Genomic DNA, 18,997 nt, shown 5'->3' with positions numbered 1-18,997 from the left:
AGGTCGAAGCGCCTGGGCCTGACCAAGTCGGGAGACCCCGGCCATCCCCAAATGCCGGGCTGCTCCACCCTGCTGATCCTCTGGCGCTAACCTGCCAGTTTGTCGGCGGCCTCTTGCAGGCCGTTGAGGATGCAGTCGGCCACGTGCACGGGAAATCCAGCCGGCAGTAGCGCGCGGACGGTCTTCACGACCCCGGGCGTGCGCACCACCAGGTCGTCGAGGACGTGCTCCACCCCCTGACCGTTGTGATTCACTACGCCATGCTCGGTGCCCACGGCAATCCAGTGCCGACGCAGGATGTCGCGCATGACCCAGTGCGGGTTTTTCGAGCGCACGGCCATGGCCATCCTGGCGTCGTACGGAGACAGTTGATTCGCCCCCTTGCCGATGATGGGATAAGCCGACAGCACGTCGTACAGCGGGGTGAGTTCGTAGGTGCCACCCTGGCGCAGAAAAATGCTGAAGTTCTTCGCGTGGCCATCCGTGGCACGCAGCATCCAGAAGAGGACTAGGGCCTGGAAGAACGTGCGGCGGTCGCGGTCAGGAGCGCGCGACGTGGCCAACAGCTTCATGATTTGGCGCACACCCGGCCCGCCGTCGGACTCGTACTTCAAATGCGGCGGGGTTCCCGTCGCCTGGCACATGTCTTCCTGCGGCAGCCGAATGAGCCAGCGCTCGCCCTCCAGGTTCTCCCACCACATCCGGTCGAAACGCTCGACCGCCAGCACCTTCATGTCCTCGAACATCAGGGGCTCGGTGCGCGCCACCGGCATTTGGTAGGCGCGCAGGATTTCGGAGCACAGCCACTCGTTTTCGACCGAATCGCTCATGTCGAACTTCATGTTTGCGACCAGGCCCAGTGGTAGCTTGAAGATGTGAGTGGTCGGTGTCGCGCCATGCGGCCGGCACCACCGCCCGTCGTACCAGAGCATGGCCGACTTTTCCTGTGCGCCGGCAATGGAGATACGCAGGCCTTCCTTCTCGGCGGCGCCCCGGCCCAGGGGGCCTGGCGCCAGGGTGTTGCGAAGCAGCTGGGCAATCTCGGCGTCGGTCATCGGAACCGCGTTCACCTCTTGAACGCCGTCCGGCGCCTCGGGGCCCGGCACCACCTGCAGCGCGCCGACGCAATCCCGACCGACTTCAGCCAGCAGGGCGAACGCGTTGGTCGAACCGGCCTGGTACCGACGTGCGACGCGCTCGCGGATATCCTTGCTGTCCGGCAACAGGTTTTCGAAGTAGGTGCGCACGGCTTCGCCACGGTGCGGCGGATTGCCCGGGGTGAAAGGAAGAGACAGCGACAGCGGGCGCCCCTGGGCGGAAGCCACCCAGGCGGCGGCATACTGCAGGACTTCTCCGGCATGCGGTTGCACGCTCCAGGTGCCGACGAATTCGCCGTTCATCCAGAGATTCAGAGTGCGGGTGTGGGAGCGCCGACCCACGGGCTCACCAGTTGGGGCCGGCCGACGCCTTGGGCGACGGCGATTCGCCGGCCTTGCGCAGCACGAGTTCGACGCCCAGGATGCTCAGAAGCTCCAGCAGGCGATCGGCGCTGACTTTGTCGGCATGGCGCTCCAGATTAGACAAGGCCTGCTGGCTGATACCCAGGCGCATAGCCGTATCCGCTTGGGTCAGGCCGGACTGTTTGCGAAAACCCTTGAGCAGTTCTGGTAGTTGCTCCGCGGTGCGGACGGTGAAGTCGGACATACAAGTCTCATGTTGTTTTTTCTATTTACAAATTCTACTCAGTAAAATCGAAATGCTCAACATAAGCTGTAAAACGAAAATACAACTTTATTTTTGTATTTGTGCTTTACAATTCAATAGTTGTAAAACTATTCGGCGGCGCTGCTCGTGCCGAGTTCCGGGGAAGTGGGACGAGCCCTCCGTTTCAATACACTGATCCGCATAGGAGCAGCCCTTACAGGCTGCGCCCCTGCCACATCACCCCGGCATGCGGGTCCGCACCGGGCGGTTGGATGGGTCGAGGTCGCCGGGCTTGTGTCACTGCCGACCCGGCTCCTGGGCTTACCTGACCTGATTCGGCGGATTCGATTTCTCGCTGCCACGGCCTGTCGGGCTTCCCCTATCCACCTCTCTGGCGAGCTTCGCTTTCGCGAACATCTGAGCCTTCGATTCCGATAATCAGAGGCTTTGCCCTCCCTATCCTTCGGTCCTTCGCCGTTTCTCTTCTGGCCTCACCAGCCCCGATACTCCGGCTACTACGACCTCTGCGACTTCTCGCTCCAGCTTTCGCTGTCGCCCTTTCAGGCATCAGGCGAGATCTCCCCAGGTAATTGCGCACTCCTTCATCGCACAACCGCCGGATCTACGCCACCTCGCCTTGACCACTAGCGCTTCGCGGTTGCTTGCCCGCTCGCCCTGCTCGGCAACGCCTTCTATCCGGTTCTTGTTCATCGGCTCGCGATTTACGCTACACGCTTCCTCCCCACGCTCGGGCGCCCTCACGCAGTTGCGCCGGGCCGCGATCGGCTTCGCTTCGTTCGTCGTGATCGACTTACGGCGGGACTTGCACCCGCAGGAGTGCTGCCATGCTGGGCGCACGAGCAAAAAAGAAGGGCCGCTTCTACGACCCTTCCCCACTTTCGAAGGTGACGAAAAAAACAGCCGCTAGCGTTACGACCGGCTTTATTCCGCGCGACCGACTTTATTTCTCGTTTTCAACCCAGCCCACGCCCGCTTGTGAATCACTCCACCGTCACGCTCTTGGCCAGATTCCGCGGCTTGTCCACATCCGTCCCCCGCGCGCAAGCCGTGTGATACGACAGCAACTGCAGCGGCACCGTATGCAAAATCGGCGACAGCAACCCATAATGCTCCGGCATGCGGATCACATGCATGCCTTCCGCGTTGGCAATCTTGCTGTCCGCATCCGCAAACACATACAGCTCACCCCCACGCGCCCGCACTTCCTGCATGTTGGACTTCAGCTTCTCCAGCAGCGCATCCTTCGGTGCAATGGTCACCACCGGCATATGCTCGGTCACCAGCGCCAGCGGGCCATGCTTCAGCTCCCCAGCCGGATACGCCTCGGCGTGGATGTAGCTGATCTCCTTCAGCTTCAACGCCCCTTCCAACGCAATCGGGTAATGCATGCCACGGCCCAGGAACAGCGCGTTTTCCTTCGAGGCAAAACGATCCGCCCAGGCCATGATCTGCGGCTCCAGCGCCAGCACCGAGCCAATGGCCGACGGCAGATGCCGCAACGCCTTCAACCCTTCCGCTTCCTTCTCGGCCGTCAGCAGGCCACGTGTCTGCGCCAGCGTCAACGTCATCAGGAACAGCGCGGTCAACTGCGTGGTGAACGCCTTGGTCGACGCCACGCCGATCTCCACGCCTGCACGCGTGATGTAAGCCAGTTCGCACTCGCGCACCATGGCGCTGGTGGACACGTTGCACACGGTCAGCGTGTGCTTCATTCCCATCTCGCGAGCATGCTTCAGCGCGGCCAGGGTATCGGCGGTTTCGCCGGATTGCGAGATCGTCACCACCAGGGATTTGGGGTTCGGCACGCTGTCGCGGTAGCGGTATTCGCTGGCGATTTCCACGGACACCGGAATCTTGGCCACGGACTCGATCCAGTACTTGGCGGTCAGGCCGGCGTAGTAGCTGGTGCCGCATGCCAGGATCAGCAGCGAATCGATGTCCTTGAAAATCCGGTGAGCCTTGTCGCCGAACAGTTCCGGCGTGATCGACTCGATGTCCTGCAGCGTGTCGCCCACGGCGCGCGGCTGCTCGAAGATTTCTTTCTGCATGAAGTGGCGGTACGGGCCCAGTTCGGCCTCGCCGGTGTGGACTTGCACCGAGTGCACCTTGCGCTCGACGCGCTTGCCTTCGCCGTCGACCACCCACACGCGGGCCAGTTGCAGGTCGACCACGTCGCCGTCTTCCAGGTACAGGATCTGGTCGGTGGTGCCGGCCAGGGCCAGGGCGTCGGAGGCCAGGAAGTTCTCGTTCTGGCCTACGCCTACCACCAGCGGCGAACCGTGGCGCGCGCCGACCACACGGTGCGGTTCGTCGCGGCAGAACACGGCGATGGCGTAGGCGCCCTGCAGGCGGCGCACGGCCTGCTGCACGGCGTCGAACAGATCGCCCTGGTACAGGTGATTGACCAAGTGGGCGATGACTTCGGTGTCGGTCTGGCTTTCGAAGACGAAGCCTGCGCCCTGCAGTTCCTGGCGCAGTTCGTCGTGGTTCTCGATGATGCCGTTGTGCACCAGCGCAATGCGCGGCTCGTCCTTGCCGATGGCCGAGAAATGCGGATGCGCGTTGTGCGTGGCCGGCGCGCCATGCGTGGCCCAGCGGGTGTGGGCGATGCCGGTGAAACCGGACAGCTTGTCCTGGGCGGCCAAGTCAGCCAGCTCGGACACGCGCTGCGTGCTGCGCGTGCGGCGCAGATGCCCGTCCATGTACAGCGCGACACCGCAGGAATCGTAGCCGCGATACTCCAGGCGCTTCAGGCCTTCGATAAGAATGGGGGTGATGTCGCGTTGCGCGACGGCGCCGACGATGCCGCACATAGAGGGTTCTCCTTAAAGGGCTTGCCGCATTGTGCCTGCCATGGAAAGAAATCGGATTTCTTTATCTAGTTAGTTATGTAATTTTATTTTCTTACAAAAACGTGATTAAATATTCTTCCATTTGATAATCAAAAATGGATTAATCGTGCAAGAAATGCCTGCCTCTCTCGTTCTGGACGACCTGGATCTCCGTATCCTGGAATTGATGCAGCAGGACAGCTCGCTGACGAACCAGGAATTGGCCGCGAGGGTGCATGCCTCGCCGCCCACTTGCCTGCGGCGGGTGCGGCGTCTGGTGGAATCCGGCGTCATCACGCGCCAGGTGGCCATCGTCGACCCGGCCCGGCTGGGCGCCACACTCACGGCCATCGTCGAGATCACGCTGGATGTGCAGGCGGCCGAAGCGATGGACGCCTTCGAGCAACTGGCGCAGGCCGAGCCCGCGGTGCTGCAGTGCTACCGCGTCTCGCCGGGGCCGGATTTCGTATTGATCGTGCAGGTGGCGGACATGCCCGCCTACCATGCTCTGGCGCACCGGGTGTTCACCGGGCATGCCAACGTGCGCAACGTGCGCACGTTTTTCTCGGTACACCGCGCGAAGTTCGAGACGCGCGTAGCGACCCGGGTACCGACGCGGGTACCGATTGCCTGACGCTTACTGGTCCGGCCCGCCGCGCCGTTGCAGCGACAGCAGCTTGATGTAGCGGAAGAAGCTGCCCGAGGCCCCCGCGCAGGCCACGATCAGGCCCTGGCTGCCGTCCAGGAAGCCACGGCGCATGATGTAGATGCGCACGAAGGTCCAGAAGCCATGCCCCAGCGCACCCAACGCCGTGGTCCGCTTGCCGCGCTGGTACATCATCAGGGCCGCATCGGAAGAATAGCGGTTCACCTTGGTGAGCAGGGCTTCGATGTTGGCGTACGGAAAGTGCAGCAGGTGGCTGCGCAGCACGCCGGTATCGGCTTCGGTCTGTACTTTCTCGTGCACGGCGGCGTCGGAGAAACGCGCGCTGCCGCGCTTGAACAGGCGCAGCACGTGATCGGGCCACCAGCCCGTGTGCCGCATCTGCCGGCCTTCGAATTCGGACAGGCGCGCCACGCGATAGGCCTGATGCGTGGGCGCGGCCAGCAGTGCCTGGATCTCGGCGGCCAGTTCGGGCGTGACGCGTTCGTCGGCATCGATGGACAGCACCCAGTCGCCTGTGGCGCGATCCAGTGCGCGGTTCTTCTGCGGCCCGAAGCCGGGCCAGTCGGCGGTGACGTGGACCTGGGCGCCGCGCGCGCGCGCAATGTCGCAGGTGCCGTCGGTGCTGCCCGAATCGACGATGACGATCTCGTCGGCGAACGCCACGGAATCGAGGCACGCGGCGATGTGGCGCGACTCGTTCATGGTGATGATGATGACCGACAGCTTGGGCCGGACGGTGTCAACGCTTGCCATGACGCTCCAGCAGTTCTTTGTACAGCGACAGATAACGCAGGCCCATCTCGCGGATGCCGTGCTCGCGTTGCGCGTAGTCACGCCCCCGGCGCGCGGTCTCGCGGCGCAGGGTGTCGTCGCCCAGCATGCGGTCCAGCCCGGCGGCCACGGCGTCGTGGTCGCCGATGGGGCACAGGATGCCGCGGCCATCGGCCAGGCTTTCCTTCTGGCCGCCAGCGTCGGTGGATACTACCGGCACCTCGCGCAGGAAGGCATCGAGCACGCTGGTGCTCAGGCCCTCGAGCCGGGACGTCAGCACGAACACGTCGGCCAGCGGGTACAGGCCCTCGGGCTGATCCTGGAAGCCCACGTAGCGGTAGTACGGTTGCAGGCCCTGCGACTGGACCAGGCTTTCCACAGCGGGCCGCGACGGGCCATCGGCGCCCATGTGGACCAGGACGAAGTCCTGCCGGCGCCGCGCCAGCGCGGCCACGGCGCGCAGCAGCGTCTCGGGATCTTTCTCTCGCGTCAGCGACGCGGCGGTCATGATGACGCGGCGGCCTTCCAGCCCATGCTCGGCGGCGAAGGCGGCCAGGCGCGCCGGATCGGCCGGCTGCGGATCGGGCACGGCGCTGTGCACCACGACGGGATGCGAACCCAGCCGGCGCGGCTCGTCGGCGGCGCTTTCGCTTACGGCGCACAGCAGGTCGGCATGCCGCCACTTGAACGCCGTGGCGCCTTCGCGCCGCGTGATCGGCATGGCCGTGCGGCGGGTGACCACCAGCGGACGGCGATACAGCCATTTGGCGCCGACCGCCCAGCTCAGCGTGTTGGCCGTCTGGCAATGGATGATGTCGTAGCGACGGCCATGCTGCGCCAGAAAAGCGCCCATGGACACGGGTTGCTGCCGCGCATGCACCGTGAAGCCTTCGGCCGCGGCCCGCTGGGCCAGGGGAAAACCTTCCCGGGCCAGCAATTCGACCTGATGGCCTTCTTCGCGGAAGACCCGCATGCAGAACATGGTCTGGCGTTCGCCGCCGCGCCAGTCGCGCTCGAAGTTGAGCTGAAGAATCTTCATGCGCGGCCAATGCCCTGATACTCGAAGCCTTGTTCGGCCATGTCCAGCGGTTCGTACAGATTGCGGCCGTCGAAGATCACGGGGGCTTTCAGCAGGCTCTTGACGCGTTCGAGGTCGGGCGCGCGGAACAGCTTCCATTCGGTGAGAATGAGCAGCGCGTCGGCGCCATCCAGCGCCTGGTACATGTCTTCCACCAGCTTGATCGACGCATTGCCCTTGATGGCCCGGGCGGCCTGCGACATGGCGACCGGATCGTAGGCCAACACCCGCGCGCCCCGCGCGGTCAGGTCGGCAATGGCGGTCAGGCTGGGCGCCTCGCGCATGTCGTCGGTGTTGGGCTTGAAAGCCAGGCCCCACAGCGCGAAGGTACGGCCAGTAAGGTCGTCGCCGAAACGCTTGACGACCTTCTCGGACAGGCGCAGTTTCTGCACGTCGTTGGCCTCTTCCACAGCGTGGATCACGCGCATGGGCATGCCATGTTCCGCCGCCATGCGTTCCAGCGCCTGCACGTCCTTGGGAAAACACGAGCCGCCATAGCCCACGCCGGGATACAGGAAGTGATAGCCGATGCGCGGATCCGCGCCAATGCCGCGACGCACGTGTTCGATGTCGGCGCCCAGCACTTCGGCCAGGTTCGCCATCTCGTTCATGAACGAGATGCGCGTGGCCAGCATGGCGTTGGCCGCGTACTTGGTCAGCTCGGCAGAGCGGACATCCATGACCATCAGGCGCTCGTGCGTGCGCTGGAAGGGCGCATACAAACGGCGCATGATGCCGATGGTGTATTCGTCGTCGGCGCCGACCACAATGCGGTCAGGCCCCATGAAATCCTTGATGGCGGCGCCTTCCTTCAGGAACTCGGGATTCGAGGCCACGCTGAAGGGAATGTCGACGCCGCGTTCGGCCAGCACGGCGGTGATGGCCGCGCGCACCTTATCGCCCGTGCCCACCGGCACGGTGGACTTGTCGATGACGACCTTGCGGCTGGTCATGTGGCGCGCGATGTTGCGCGCCGCGGCCAGCACGTAGGAAAGATCGGCGGAGCCGTCTTCGCCAGGCGGCGTGCCCACGGCAATGAACTGCAGGTCGCCGAATGCCACGCTTTCCTCGACGTCGTCGGTGAAACGCAGGCGATTGCCGGCCGCATTGCGGGTGACCAGTTCGTCCAGGCCCGGCTCGTAGATGGGGATGGCGCCCTGGCGCAGCATGGCGATCTTGGCGGCATCGGTATCCAGACACAGGACCTGGTTGCCCATTTCCGCCAGGCAGGCTCCGGTAACCAGGCCCACATAGCCGGTACCGATCACGGTGATTTTCATTCGAGAAACGCCCTTGATCTCGGCGGAACCAGATGCCCCACCACGATGGGCCGATTATAGAAGCCTGTTCTGGACGGCTCTGTGTCAGGCCGCCCGGGCCGACCGAACCGTGTTGACGGCCACTGCCGCCGCCGCGCAGACCGCCGCCAGCACCAGGGCCACGGCCGGCCCCTGGCTGGGAATGACCCCGAAGGCCACCGCCACCAGCGCGGTGCCGAAGCTTTGGCCGAAGACCCGCGTGGTGGCCTGCAGCCCGCCCGCGGCGCCGCTGCGCTGCCGTGGCGCCGCCCCCAGCATGGCGCGGTTGTTGGGCGTCTGAAACAGGCCGAAGCCCACGCCGGCCAGGAACATGCCGGCCATGATCCAGGCGTTGGACGCATCCAGCGGCAACGCCGCCAGCCAGATCAGGCCCAGCACCATGGCGCCCGCGCCCGTACCGCTGAGCGCCGCCGCCGAGTAGCGGTCGGAGATACGGCCGGCCAGCGGCGCGACCAGCGCGGTGCCAATGGGCCACGCGGCCATCAGCAGGCCGACCTCCAGATGCGGGCGGCCCAGCACCTGCTGGAAATAGAACGGCAGCGTGACGTACGACGCCATCTGCGCGGCGAAGGTGGCCGCCGAGGCGGCCACCGCGAAGGCGATGGTGCGCACGCGCAGCAGGTCGACCGGCACCAGCGGCGCCTGCTGGCCACGCGCGCGGCGCAGCAGCAGCAGGCCCGCCACGCAGGCGATCGCCACCAGGCCGATGCCGCCCAGGATGTCCTGCCCCAGATAATCGATGCCGGTGATGAAGACGCCCAGGGCGATCATCACCAGCGCCACGCTGAGCCAATCCATGGGCGCGCGCGTGCGCGGTATTTCAGGCAGGAAGCGCAGCCCGAACATGATGGCGATCCCGATGGGCAGATTGACGGCGAAGATCCAGCGCCAGTCGGCCACCGACAGGATCAGCGATCCGATGGTGGGCCCCAGCACCGACATCACGGCCACGGTGGTGGCATTCAGGCTGATGCCGCGCCCCAGCAGCCGCAGGGGATAGATGTTGCGCACCATGCCCCCGACCAGGGACATCAGCGCGGCCGCGCCGACGCCCTGCGCCACCCGCGCCAGGCTGAGCTGCCACAACGATCCCGACAGGGCACAGGCCACCGAGGCCAGCGTGAACAGCGTCAGGCCGAAGGTGAACATGCGCCGGATGCCGACCCGCTCGGCCAGCGCCGAGATGGGCAGCAGCATCACCACGATGGCCACGCTGTAGGCGTTGCTGATCCAGACCGCGCGCGAAGCCGGCGCGTCCAGGTCGATGGCGATGGAGGGCAGCGCCACGTTGACGATGGTGGCGTCCAACACCGCCAGGCTGATGCTGAACAGGACGGTGGCCGCCGCCCAATAGCGTTGCGGCGTGGGCAGCCCGTCCGAGGGTTCCTGGCGAGGTGGCGGGGTATCAGCGGCGTTCAAGGATGTGCCTTCGTGCTTCTTTCCCCGAGACGCGTCCTGGAAATGGCGCGGCAGGCTACGGGTATCCCTGCGCGCCGCGGACATGGCCGTCCGCCCCGGGACCGCGGATCCGGCGAACGCGCGAGGGGCGCGGCCGGATCCCGGTCCATGGAGACCTTACTTCTTCTGCTTGACCGGACGCTGCCAGCCTTCGATGGTGGTCTGGCGCGCGCGCGAGAGGGTCAGTTGGCCTGCGGGCGCGTCCTTGGTCAGCGTGGTGCCCGCGCCCAACGTGGCACCCTTGCCCACACGCACCGGCGCCACCAGTTGAGAATCGGAACCGATGAAGGCATCGTCCTCGATGACGGTGCGGAACTTGTTGGCGCCGTCGTAGTTGCAGGTGATGGTGCCCGCGCCGATGTTGACGCGCTCGCCCACGTCGGCATCGCCCACGTAGGCCAGGTGGTTGGCCTTGCTGTCGGCGGCCAGCACGCTGTTCTTCACTTCGACGAAGTTGCCGATGTGCACGCGGTCGGCCAGCTTGGCGCCGGGCCGCAGGCGTGCGTAGGGGCCGATGCGCGCATCCGCGCCCACCGTGGCTTCTGCCAGATGGCTGTAGGCCTCGATCTGGGTGCCCGCCTGCACGGTGACGTCGCGCAGCACGCAATAGGGGCCGACACGAACGCCGTCGGCCAGTTCGACCTTGCCCTCGAACACGCAGCCCACGTCGATGAACACATCGCGGCCGCATTGCAGCGAGCCGCGCACGTCGAAGCGCTCGGGATCGGCCAGCGTGACGCCCGCTTCCAGATGGCGGCGGGCCTGCTCGCGCTGCCAGCTGCGCTCCAGCGCGGCCTGTTGCACGCGGCTGTTCACGCCCAGGGTCTCCCAGGACGCCTCCGGCTGCGCGGCGCCGACGGCCACGCCATCGGCCACGGCCAGGCCCACCACGTCGGTCAGGTAGTACTCGCCCTGCGCGTTCTTGTTGTCGATACGGCTCAGCCAATCCTTCAGGCGCGCGGTGGGCGCCACCAGGATGCCCGTGTTGACCTCGCGGATGGCGCGCTGCGCTTCGCTGGCGTCCTTGTGCTCGACGATGCTGGACACGTTGCCTTTCGCGTCGCGCACGATGCGGCCGTAGCCGGTGGCATCCTCCAGCACTTCGGTCAGCACCGCCGCGCCCTGGCCGCGCGCCTGCAGCAGGCGCTTCAACGTTTCGGGCTGCACCAGCGGCACGTCGCCATACAGCACCAGCGTGACGTCGTCGGCGCCATCGCCTTCCAGCAGTTGCGGCACGGCCTGCTGCACCGCGTGGCCGGTGCCATGCTGCGGATCCTGCAACGCGAAGGCCAGTCCGTCCTGGCCTTCGAAAGCGCCGCGGACACGGTCGGCCCCGTGACCGACGACGACGATGATGCGGGCCGGGTCGAGCTGGCGAGCGCTGTCCAGCACATGGGCCAGCATCGGCTTGCCAGCCAGCGAGTGCAGGACCTTGGGCAGGTCGGACTGCATGCGTTTGCCTTTTCCGGCGGCGAGAATGACTACATTGAGCATGGGTGGAATTCAGTAAGAAAGGCGTGCGGCCGCCTTGGCAGCGACCGCGCGGCCAGGATGAAGGGAGGTCAGGTCTTGTCGGCCGCGGGCTTGGCGGCCGTCTTGCGCGCAGCGGCCTTCCTGGCCGGCGTCTTGCGTGCCGCCGTCTTCTTCGCGGCGGGCTTGGCAGTCTTCGCTGCCGTGGCGTCGGCGGCACGGGGTGCGCCGCCGGCGGGTGCGGATGGCGCGCGCTCGGCCGGGGCCTGCTGCGCCGTGGCTTCCGGGGCAGACGCCATGCTGGACATGCTGGCCACGGTGGCCTGGGCGATGTTGTTGAACTGCTGCTGCATCAGGTCCCACCATGCCCGCGAGGCCGAGCGCGCCGCGCTGTCCAGCGCCTCCGGGCCGGGGGAAGCCGCATCGGCGCCCGGCGCATCGGCGCTGCTGGCGGCCGAAGCCGCCTTGTCGTCCTTGGGCGCGGGCTTGATGCCCAGCACGATCTCGAGCGGCGTCGGTTGACCCGGCGCGGGCGCGGAGCCCGTATCGAGGGACGCGGCGCTGTCGATGAACGAGCGCAGCGTGGCGATGGTGGCACGCTGCACCTCCATGCCCTGGATGGTGCTGCCCAGCATGGACAGGTTCATGCGCAGCCATCCTTCGACGGCGCGCAGATCGGCAATGCGGCGCTCGAGCTCCTCGACGTTCATGGGCGCGGTCATGGGCAGGGCCTGCGCGAGGCCGCCGGGCCCCGTCAGGCCGGCCCAGGCCTGCTTCATCATTTCCATGCTGGCCAACAGCGGATTGCCGGAGAGATTGGAACTCTGGCCCATGCCGGGCAGGATGAACGGATTGGTGCTCGAATCGGTCATGCGGTCTCCTGGAGGCGTGTCGTCAGAGCGGCAGCAACTGATTGTTCTCGACCCGCACGGGGGTGCCAGACGCATAAGGGAAGGGCTGGGCGCTGCGGAACGAACGCGCGCTGCCGTCGCTCATGCGAACGGTAAGCTCGTAGTGTGTCACCGTCTGTTGCGCCCTGATATTACGCTCGATTTCATGGCCGGCAAAAGCGCCGCCCACGGCGCCGAGCACCGTCGCCGCATCACGGCCACGGCCGCCGCCGATCTGGTTGCCGACCACGCCGCCCACCACGCCGCCGGCCAAGGTGCCGACGATGTTGTTGCTGTTGCTGCGCACGGGCACTTGGACCGTGCGCACGGATTCGACGGTGCCGCAGGCGGCACATGCGGGCGGCTGCGCGGCGGCAGCCGGGGCCGGCGCCTTGCCCTTCGCGGCCTGCTGCTGGCCGGGTTGCGGCGGCTGGCCGGGTTCCTGCAGGGCAGCCTGCTCGGCGGGCGCACGGTCGGCTGATGATCCCGGCAGCCATCCGGCGATGGCGGCGACGGCCACTGCGCACAACACGATGACGGACACCGCCGCGGTGGCGATCAGGGGATGCAGGCCGCTGCGCGGCGCGGAACTGCGGGCGCTCGAAGGCGAGACGTTCATGATGGGTCTCCCAAGTACGTACGGGGAAACGGTATAGCACCCAGGCGCCATTTCGGCGTGTTGCGATAGTGACCCTTTGCAAGACCAACCGGCCGCGAACAGGTTCTGGGACAATGGAGCCTATGGATCAGCTTATCTCCCTGCCGGATCTGGAAGACGCCATCAACTACTGGCGCGCCCGTTCGCCCTCGCAAGGCGAGGAAGCGCGCCTGTGCGCACAGGCCGCGGCATTGGCCCGGCCCTATGCGTTGATGATCATCGCCCACCGCCACGACATCGCCCCGGACGACCTCAGCCCCGAGGCGCTCGACGCCTATCGGCAGTGGCGCACGGCAAAAGCCGCCTGAACGGCGGCTTGGCGGCGAAGCACTTGGAAACCGCCGCAACGACTTGCAGCAGCGAAAACACCAGGCGACACCCCGCGGGATGCCGCCGGCGACGCGCCTAGAACAGCGCCTTGATGTCGTGCGCCAGGGCCTCGGCGCCGATGTTGTTGTTGGCCAGCACCCGGGCGTCGCCCTTGCCGTCGATCAGGTAGAAAGCGGCCGTGTGGTCCATGGTGTAGTCGCCATCCTTGCGCGGCACCTTGGCGTAATAGGCCTTGAACGAGGCCGCCGCCTTGCGGATCTGCTCGGCATTGCCCGTCAGGGCCAGGAAGCGCGGATCGAACGACGTGACGTACTGCTTGAGGATCTCGGGCGTATCGCGCTCGGGATCCACCGTAATCAGCAGCACCTGCACGCGGTCGGCATCGGGGCCCAGGCGCTTCATGACGTCGGCCAGTTCGACCAGCGAGGTGGGGCACACGTCGGGGCACTGCGTGAAGCCGAAGAATACGACCTTCACCTTGCCGTCGAAGTCGTTCAGCGTGCGCGCGGTGCCGTTATGGTCGGTCAGCGCGAGGTCTTTACCCAGGTTCGTGCCGGTGATGTCGCTGCCCTTGAAGGACGGCTTGCTTTCGCCGCAAGCCGCCAGGGCGATGGCGACCGCACCAGCGGCGCAGGCTTGCAACAGGCGACGACGGGCAGCGGACGCGAACATAAAACGGGAGTCTCCGGGTGGGGCCCGACGGGCCGATGAGCCTGGCTGCCCAGCGATCAGACCAGCAGGCCGATCCAGTGGTCCACCAGCAACGCGGCGAACAGCAGCGACAGATAGAGAATCGAAAAACGGAACATGCTGCGCGCCAGTTCGTCGCTGTAGTTGCGGTACAGGCGCCAGGCATACGACAGGAACATGCCGCCCAGCACCAGGGCGCTGGCCAGGTACATCAGGCCGCTCATGCGGATGGCGTACGGAATGATGGTGCAACCGAGCAGCGCCACGCTGTAGAGCAGGATCTGTAGCTGGGTGAACGCGCGGCCATGCGTGACGGGCAGCATGGGCAGGCCGGACTTGGCGTAGTCGTTGGTGCGGTAGAGCGCCAGCGCCCAGAAGTGCGGCGGCGTCCAGATGAAGATGATGAGCACCAGCGCCCAGGCCTCGGCCGGCACGGCATTGGCGACGGCCGCCCAGCCCAGCGCCGGCGGCATCGCCCCGGACAGGCCGCCGATGACGATGTTCTGCGGCGTGCGCGGCTTGAGGATGACGGTGTAGATGATGGCGTAGCCGACGAAGGTGGCGAAAGTCAGCCACATCGTGAGGGGATTGACCAGGTGATACAGCACCAGCATGCCCGCGCCGCCCAAGAGGCCCGACAGGCCCAGTACCTGCGTGGACGAGATGGTGCCCTGCGCGGTGGCGCGGCGCGCCGTGCGCGTCATGCGCGCGTCGACTTCCTGCTCGATCAGGCAGTTGATGGCGAAGGCGGCGGCGGCCAGCAGCCAGATGCCCAGCGTGGCGAACACCACGCGATCCATCGGCGGCACGCCCGGCGTGGCCAGGAACATGCCGATGACCGCACAGAAGACGGCCAACTGCGTGACCCTCGGCTTGGTCAGCACGAGGTATTGACGCAGAAGTCCGGAGGAAGAAGCGACGGCAGTACTCATAGCCTTTCTATTTTACCCGCCCATGCCGCAACGGGGTGCGACTTAGGGTCGCAGGCAAGCCATTGTCCCTCTCAGGCGGGTTGTACCGGCCGTTGTCCGGCCGAGGCCAACCGTACCAAAATGACCACACTGGCCAGCGTCAGGCCTGCCGCGCCGCCATTGTGTAACACGGCGATCAGCAAGGGCCACTGGAAGAAAATGGTGGTCAGGCCCGTCAACAGCTGCGCTACCAGCAGGCACAGCAGCAGGGTGGCCGGCTTCCGGATGCCGGGCTCGGACCGCAGCCGGAACCCCAGCACGCCCAGGTAGGCGAACACCAGGAAGGCGAAATTGCGGTGCACCCAGTGGATGGCCGTCAGCGCGGACTGCGAGATCATTTCCCCGGAAGGCAGTTCGCCCAGCCCCCGGATGATGGAAAAGCCGCCGTGGAAATCCATCTCGGGCACCCAGGCGCCGTGGCAGGTGGGAAAGTCCATGCAGGCCAGCGCGGCGTAGTTGGTGCTGACCCAGCCGCCCAGCGTCACCTGTATCAGCAACAGCAACAGCCCGCCCCGCATCCAGGGCCGCCAGCGCTCGGCGGCCGCCGACAACGCCTGGTGCGGCTGCTCGCGCGCCGCCAGCCAGGTCATCAGCGACAGCAGCAGCAGGCCCAGCACCAGGTGCGAGGTGACCACCGCCGGCATCAGCTTGTGCGTGACGGTCCAGGCGCCGAACGCCCCCTGCACGCATACGGCCACCAGCGTGACCGTCGCCAGCAGCGGCGAGCGGCCCAACCGGGCGCGATGGCGCCAGGCCATGACCACGATGGCGATGATGAGCAGGCCCAGCGTGGCGCCCACGTAGCGGTGGATCATCTCGATCCAGGCCTTGGACAGCGTGACCGGGCCGAACGGCATGGCCTGCGAGGCCGCATCGATGTGATGCATGGCGCCGATGGGCGACACGCTGGCATAGCAGCCGGGCCAGTCGGGACAGCCCAGGCCGGAATCGGTCAGGCGCACGAAAGCGCCGAACATGATGAGGTCCAGCGTCAGGAACCAGGTGAAGAAAACGAGCTTGCGGTAGCGAAGTTTGATGCGATCGTGTTCCATCGTCAGCCGATGCGCGAGTGGTAGAGAAGTTTGCTCAGATCCTTGCGAACCTGGATGCCGTCGGCCTCGGCCGGGAATTGCATCATCAGGTTGCCCAGCGGGTCCATCAGCCAGATGGGGGCCCGCAGCGACCCGGCGCCGCCGTCCGGGCCCTGCAGGAAGGGGCGCAACTGGTCGGCACGGGCCCGCACCATCACTGTGCCCTTGTAGGCCTCGAGCACTTTGTCGGGCACCGGAGCGTCATCGGTGATGAACCAGACCCGCGCCACGCGATCCACGTTCTTGCCCTGGCTGGCGTGGCTGTTGCGGGCCACGAACAACTTGCGCGCGCACGATTCCGGGCACGCGGCCTGGTCCGTGCTGATCAGCACCCACTTGCCGCGCAGGCTGCGCAGGTCGAACGGCTGGCCGTCCAGCGTGGTCAGCGCCAGCGCATCGGGGCCGGGCGCCACGCGCTGCGGCTGGATCAAGGCGCCGTAGTTGCTCGAATCCTCGGGCCACCACTGCGGGTTGTAGTAGACGACGAAGGCCGCCACGATGGGCGCCAGCGCGCACAGGAACACCAGCACCAACGGCATCAGGGAACGCTTGGCCGGCGGACGGGACGAGACGGAAGGCGTAGTCATGGGCGAAGCACCAACGTTACGAACCCGTGCGCCGCGCACGCCGCCAGGCGCGCACCGCCACGGCCAGCCAGGCGATCGCCGCGATACCCGCGAACGAAAACCACTGCATGGCATAGCCCAGGTTCTGGTTGTAGTCGACGGAAGGTTGAGGCCAATCGCGCACCAGCGCATCGTCCCCGCGCGTCTGCATCAGCACGGCGGGCAGCAGGGCCAGGCCGGTGGCTTGCGCGTAATCGGCGAGATCCAGGTTCTGCACGGCAGGCAGGGCGCCACGGGTGGGCAAGCGGGCCGGCAGGGCCGCGCGCGGCGGGCCGAAGGACCAGAGTTCGAACAAGCGCGGCACGCGCGCGGCGAGTTCGCCAGTCACGTCCTGTTCGCCGGCGGCGGCAGCCGGTACAGTCGGCGGCGTGCCGTCCAGCGTGCGCGGCAGCCAGCCGCGCAGCACCAGCACGGCCTGGCGCCGGGCAGGCTCCAGCAGCAGGGGGGTGGCCAGCCAGTAGCCCGGACGGCCATCCTGGTTGCGGTTCTCCAGCAGCACGCTCAGCGCGGGCAGCCATTGGCCATGTCCCTGCGCGGGACGCCAGGCGCGCAGCTCGCCGGCCGGCATGTCGCCCGCCAGCGTCACGGGCGCCTGCGCGCGGCCGGCCTCGATGGCCGCCAGCGTGGCGCGGCGCTCGTCGGCACGGTGCAATTGCCAGCGTCCCAGCGATGCGAGGATCGCGGCGGCCGCCGCCAGCAGCACCAGCGCCGCCACGGTCAGCCGAAAGGAATGCGCTCGCGCCATGTCTGCAATAATTTCCGTTCCACGCAGGAGGAGACCTAAAAATGCGAATTATCGTCGTGGTGGCCTTCATCGGCATCCTGGTCAGCCTGGGCTCGGCCCTGGTCTACCTGATGAAGGACAAGGGGGGCACCAACAGGACGGTCAATGCCCTGACCGTGCGTATCGGGCTGTCTGTCGCCCTGTTCCTGTTCGTGCTGTTCGCCCATCACATGGGCTGGATCGAAAGCACCGGGATCCGATGAACGCACGGGGCCGGCGTTCCAGGCCCGCACCCGGCGGTTCCCACAAGGCAATGCCCCCGAGACGGGGGCATTGTCGCATGCGGTCCTGACGATACGCCCACGTCCGTACGCGCGCGGACCGCGGCCGATGGCCCGCCTTACATCCAATACACGAACAGGTACAGGCCCAGCCACACCACGTCGACGAAGTGCCAGTACCAGGCGGCGCCCTCGAATCCGAAGTGATGGTTGGCCGTGAAGTGGCCGCGCAGCAGGCGGAAAAAGATCACCGTCAGCATCGTGGCGCCCATGATGACGTGGAACCCGTGGAACCCCGTCAGCATGTAGAACAGCGAGCCGTACGCCCCCGAGTCGAAACGCAGGTTCAGCTCGGTGTACGCGTGGTGGTATTCGAGCGCCTGGCAGGCCACGAAGATGAAGCCCAGGATGACGGTGGCGGCCAGCCAGATCAGGGTTTTGGTGCGATGGTCTTCGCGCAGCGCGTGGTGGGCGATGGTCAGCGTCACCCCCGAGGACAGCAGCAGCGCCGTGTTGATGGTGGGCAGCCAGAACGGGCCCACCGTCTGGAAGTGCTCGACCACGCCGGCCGGGCCGAAGTTGGGCCACATGGCCTGGAAATCGGGCCACAGCATCAGGCGGTGATCCAGGTCGCCCAGCCACGGCGTGGTGACGGTGCGCGTGTACCACAGCGCGCCGAAGAAGCCGGCGAAGAACATGACCTCGGAGAAGATGAACCAGCTCATGGCCCAGCGGTACGACAGGTCGATCTTCTTGCTGTTCAGCCCGCCCTCGGATTCGCGGATGGCGTCGCCGAACCACTGGAACAGCACGATGACCAGCCCGATCAGGCCGACCAGCACGGCCCACTTGCCCCAGCCGACGCTGTTGACCCACGTGGCCGCGCCCACGCCCATGAACAGCAACGCGACGGCCATGCGCACCGGGTGCCTGGAATCGGCCGGGACGTAGTAGTACGGCGCCTCATTGCCCTGATGAACCGAGTGGCTTGCACTCATGGACTTCTCCCTGGTACTTGCGAATTCTGATTGGTCGGACGATTGGTTCGATACAACGACTTCAGGTCAGGAACTTGCCACCACCCAGCGCACGATCGAGATCAACCCGATGACGAACAGCGCCGCCGCCAAGATGCCCGCGACGATGACGTGCACCGGATTCAGGCGCGCGGCGTCTTCCTGATACCCCGCGCCGCGCCGCACGCCCAGAAACGCCCACAGCACCGCCCGCATCGTCTGCAGGAAACCGGCCTTGCGCGGCGGCGACGGCTGCGGATCGGTCATGGCTTACCCCAGCTTGCCGGCCAGCAGCCCGGCGCCGCGGAAGATCGTCCAGGCGAACACCGCCAGCACGAACAGCAGCAGGATGAGACCGACCTTGCGGTTGCGGCGGCTTTGCTCAGGCGTGGCCATGGCGA

At 66.4% G+C, this 18,997-nt stretch carries 21 protein-coding genes; 3 read left to right on the top strand and 18 right to left on the bottom strand.

From position 1 onward, the window contains the following. Positions 1-86 precede the first annotated feature (86 nt). From A7W11_RS07830 to glmS, 3 genes are all read right to left on the bottom strand, one after another. Entirely contained in the window at positions 87-1,439 is a 1,353-nt protein-coding gene (locus A7W11_RS07830; RefSeq protein WP_066410465.1) for a type II toxin-antitoxin system HipA family toxin, read from the bottom strand. Between the two features lie 4 nt (positions 1,440-1,443). Further along, positions 1,444-1,704 carry a helix-turn-helix domain-containing protein gene (locus A7W11_RS07825; protein WP_066410464.1) on the bottom strand — a complete coding sequence of 87 codons (261 nt, stop codon included), beginning with the start codon at positions 1,702-1,704 and terminating at the stop codon, positions 1,444-1,446. Between the two features lie 1,001 nt (positions 1,705-2,705). After that, a complete protein-coding gene (gene glmS / locus A7W11_RS07820; RefSeq protein WP_066410463.1) occupies positions 2,706-4,538 on the bottom strand; it encodes a glutamine--fructose-6-phosphate transaminase (isomerizing) in 1,833 nt (610 codons plus the stop codon). Between the two features lie 154 nt (positions 4,539-4,692). Between glmS and A7W11_RS07815 the strand changes: the two genes are divergently transcribed. Continuing rightward, positions 4,693-5,190, top strand: a complete 498-nt coding sequence (locus A7W11_RS07815) for an Lrp/AsnC family transcriptional regulator (RefSeq protein ID WP_066410462.1) — start codon at positions 4,693-4,695, stop codon at positions 5,188-5,190. Positions 5,191-5,193: 3 nt separating this feature from the next. Here the strand turns inward: A7W11_RS07815 and A7W11_RS07810 are convergent, their stop codons facing one another. The 7 genes from A7W11_RS07810 to A7W11_RS07780 all read right to left on the bottom strand — a co-directional run bounded on the left by A7W11_RS07810 (position 5,194) and on the right by A7W11_RS07780 (position 12,828). Further along, a complete protein-coding gene (locus A7W11_RS07810) occupies positions 5,194-5,976 on the bottom strand; it encodes a glycosyltransferase family 2 protein (RefSeq protein ID WP_066410461.1) in 783 nt (260 codons plus the stop codon). Continuing rightward, positions 5,963-7,033 (bottom strand): glycosyltransferase family 4 protein, encoded by a 1,071-nt coding sequence (locus A7W11_RS07805; RefSeq protein WP_066410460.1) that lies wholly within the window; start codon positions 7,031-7,033, stop codon positions 5,963-5,965. Before A7W11_RS07805 ends, A7W11_RS07810 begins: the two co-directional genes overlap by 14 nt. Next, positions 7,030-8,352 (bottom strand): UDP-glucose dehydrogenase family protein, encoded by a 1,323-nt coding sequence (locus A7W11_RS07800; RefSeq protein WP_066410459.1) that lies wholly within the window; start codon positions 8,350-8,352, stop codon positions 7,030-7,032. The genes A7W11_RS07805 and A7W11_RS07800 overlap by 4 nt, the downstream gene beginning before the upstream one ends. Positions 8,353-8,436: 84 nt before the next feature. Then, positions 8,437-9,810, bottom strand: coding sequence for an MFS transporter (locus A7W11_RS07795; RefSeq protein WP_066410458.1), 1,374 nt, complete (start codon positions 9,808-9,810; stop codon positions 8,437-8,439). Positions 9,811-9,966: 156 nt separating this feature from the next. After that, positions 9,967-11,343, bottom strand: coding sequence for a bifunctional UDP-N-acetylglucosamine diphosphorylase/glucosamine-1-phosphate N-acetyltransferase GlmU (gene glmU / locus A7W11_RS07790; protein WP_066410457.1), 1,377 nt, complete (start codon positions 11,341-11,343; stop codon positions 9,967-9,969). Between the two features lie 68 nt (positions 11,344-11,411). Continuing rightward, a complete protein-coding gene (locus A7W11_RS07785) occupies positions 11,412-12,191 on the bottom strand; it encodes a PhaM family polyhydroxyalkanoate granule multifunctional regulatory protein (protein ID WP_066410456.1) in 780 nt (259 codons plus the stop codon). A 22-nt stretch (positions 12,192-12,213) separates the two neighbouring features. Further along, the gene (locus A7W11_RS07780) at positions 12,214-12,828 is read right to left on the bottom strand and encodes a glycine zipper 2TM domain-containing protein (protein WP_066410455.1); all 615 of its coding nucleotides are present in this window, start codon (positions 12,826-12,828) and stop codon (positions 12,214-12,216) included. 122 nt (positions 12,829-12,950) lie between these two features. Here A7W11_RS07780 and A7W11_RS07775 point away from each other — a divergent pair, with 122 nt between their 5' ends. Continuing rightward, positions 12,951-13,175, top strand: a complete 225-nt coding sequence (locus A7W11_RS07775) for a DUF3717 domain-containing protein (RefSeq protein ID WP_066410454.1) — start codon at positions 12,951-12,953, stop codon at positions 13,173-13,175. Between the two features lie 97 nt (positions 13,176-13,272). Here the strand turns inward: A7W11_RS07775 and A7W11_RS07770 are convergent, their stop codons facing one another. The 5 genes from A7W11_RS07770 to A7W11_RS07750 form a co-directional block, all read right to left on the bottom strand. After that, positions 13,273-13,869, bottom strand: a complete 597-nt coding sequence (locus A7W11_RS07770) for an SCO family protein (protein ID WP_066410453.1) — start codon at positions 13,867-13,869, stop codon at positions 13,273-13,275. A gap of 56 nt (positions 13,870-13,925) precedes the next feature. Then, positions 13,926-14,819 carry a heme o synthase gene (cyoE, locus tag A7W11_RS07765; RefSeq protein WP_066410452.1) on the bottom strand — a complete coding sequence of 298 codons (894 nt, stop codon included), beginning with the start codon at positions 14,817-14,819 and terminating at the stop codon, positions 13,926-13,928. A gap of 71 nt (positions 14,820-14,890) precedes the next feature. Beyond that, complete coding sequence (locus A7W11_RS07760; protein WP_066410451.1) at positions 14,891-15,910, bottom strand: COX15/CtaA family protein; 1,020 nt, start codon at positions 15,908-15,910, stop codon at positions 14,891-14,893. A gap of 2 nt (positions 15,911-15,912) precedes the next feature. Further along, positions 15,913-16,536, bottom strand: coding sequence for an SCO family protein (locus A7W11_RS07755; protein WP_066410450.1), 624 nt, complete (start codon positions 16,534-16,536; stop codon positions 15,913-15,915). 16 nt (positions 16,537-16,552) lie between these two features. Continuing rightward, entirely contained in the window at positions 16,553-17,320 is a 768-nt protein-coding gene (locus A7W11_RS07750) for an SURF1 family protein (RefSeq protein ID WP_066410449.1), read from the bottom strand. A gap of 41 nt (positions 17,321-17,361) precedes the next feature. Between A7W11_RS07750 and A7W11_RS07745 the strand changes: the two genes are divergently transcribed. Beyond that, positions 17,362-17,562 (top strand): twin transmembrane helix small protein, encoded by a 201-nt coding sequence (locus tag A7W11_RS07745; protein ID WP_066124206.1) that lies wholly within the window; start codon positions 17,362-17,364, stop codon positions 17,560-17,562. A gap of 137 nt (positions 17,563-17,699) precedes the next feature. On the opposite strand, the gene A7W11_RS07740 is transcribed toward A7W11_RS07745, so the two are convergent. The 3 genes from A7W11_RS07740 to A7W11_RS28520 form a co-directional block, all read right to left on the bottom strand. Further along, entirely contained in the window at positions 17,700-18,578 is an 879-nt protein-coding gene (locus tag A7W11_RS07740) for a cytochrome c oxidase subunit 3 (protein WP_066410448.1), read from the bottom strand. Between the two features lie 66 nt (positions 18,579-18,644). Next, a complete protein-coding gene (locus tag A7W11_RS07735) occupies positions 18,645-18,863 on the bottom strand; it encodes a DUF2970 domain-containing protein (protein ID WP_066410447.1) in 219 nt (72 codons plus the stop codon). Between the two features lie 3 nt (positions 18,864-18,866). Next, the gene (locus tag A7W11_RS28520) at positions 18,867-18,992 is read right to left on the bottom strand and encodes a cytochrome oxidase small assembly protein (RefSeq protein ID WP_218188578.1); all 126 of its coding nucleotides are present in this window, start codon (positions 18,990-18,992) and stop codon (positions 18,867-18,869) included. Between the last annotated feature and the right edge of the window lie 5 nt (positions 18,993-18,997).

The organism is Bordetella ansorpii, assembly GCF_900078315.1.
Lineage (GTDB): Bacteria > Pseudomonadota > Gammaproteobacteria > Burkholderiales > Burkholderiaceae_B > Bordetella > Bordetella ansorpii.
The sequence above is the reverse complement of the archived record's forward strand: the minus strand, read 5'-3'. Positions and strand labels throughout refer to the sequence as shown.

Coding starts and splice junctions, on each gene's coding strand:
- A7W11_RS07785 (WP_066410456.1), bottom strand. CDS start 12,191: ATGACCGATTCGAGCACCAATCCGTTCATCCTGCCCGGCATGGGCCAG.
- A7W11_RS07755 (WP_066410450.1), bottom strand. CDS start 16,536: ATGACTACGCCTTCCGTCTCGTCCCGTCCGCCGGCCAAGCGTTCCCTG.
- A7W11_RS07740 (WP_066410448.1), bottom strand. CDS start 18,578: ATGAGTGCAAGCCACTCGGTTCATCAGGGCAATGAGGCGCCGTACTAC.
- A7W11_RS07825 (WP_066410464.1), bottom strand. CDS start 1,704: ATGTCCGACTTCACCGTCCGCACCGCGGAGCAACTACCAGAACTGCTC.
- A7W11_RS07815 (WP_066410462.1), top strand. CDS start 4,693: ATGCCTGCCTCTCTCGTTCTGGACGACCTGGATCTCCGTATCCTGGAA.
- A7W11_RS07810 (WP_066410461.1), bottom strand. CDS start 5,976: ATGGCAAGCGTTGACACCGTCCGGCCCAAGCTGTCGGTCATCATCATC.
- cyoE (WP_066410452.1), bottom strand. CDS start 14,819: ATGAGTACTGCCGTCGCTTCTTCCTCCGGACTTCTGCGTCAATACCTC.
- A7W11_RS07760 (WP_066410451.1), bottom strand. CDS start 15,910: ATGGAACACGATCGCATCAAACTTCGCTACCGCAAGCTCGTTTTCTTC.
- A7W11_RS07735 (WP_066410447.1), bottom strand. CDS start 18,863: ATGACCGATCCGCAGCCGTCGCCGCCGCGCAAGGCCGGTTTCCTGCAG.
- A7W11_RS07780 (WP_066410455.1), bottom strand. CDS start 12,828: ATGAACGTCTCGCCTTCGAGCGCCCGCAGTTCCGCGCCGCGCAGCGGC.
- glmU (WP_066410457.1), bottom strand. CDS start 11,343: ATGCTCAATGTAGTCATTCTCGCCGCCGGAAAAGGCAAACGCATGCAG.
- A7W11_RS07775 (WP_066410454.1), top strand. CDS start 12,951: ATGGATCAGCTTATCTCCCTGCCGGATCTGGAAGACGCCATCAACTAC.
- A7W11_RS07750 (WP_066410449.1), bottom strand. CDS start 17,320: ATGGCGCGAGCGCATTCCTTTCGGCTGACCGTGGCGGCGCTGGTGCTG.
- A7W11_RS07805 (WP_066410460.1), bottom strand. CDS start 7,033: ATGAAGATTCTTCAGCTCAACTTCGAGCGCGACTGGCGCGGCGGCGAA.
- A7W11_RS07770 (WP_066410453.1), bottom strand. CDS start 13,869: ATGTTCGCGTCCGCTGCCCGTCGTCGCCTGTTGCAAGCCTGCGCCGCT.
- A7W11_RS28520 (WP_218188578.1), bottom strand. CDS start 18,992: ATGGCCACGCCTGAGCAAAGCCGCCGCAACCGCAAGGTCGGTCTCATC.
- glmS (WP_066410463.1), bottom strand. CDS start 4,538: ATGTGCGGCATCGTCGGCGCCGTCGCGCAACGCGACATCACCCCCATT.
- A7W11_RS07745 (WP_066124206.1), top strand. CDS start 17,362: ATGCGAATTATCGTCGTGGTGGCCTTCATCGGCATCCTGGTCAGCCTG.
- A7W11_RS07800 (WP_066410459.1), bottom strand. CDS start 8,352: ATGAAAATCACCGTGATCGGTACCGGCTATGTGGGCCTGGTTACCGGA.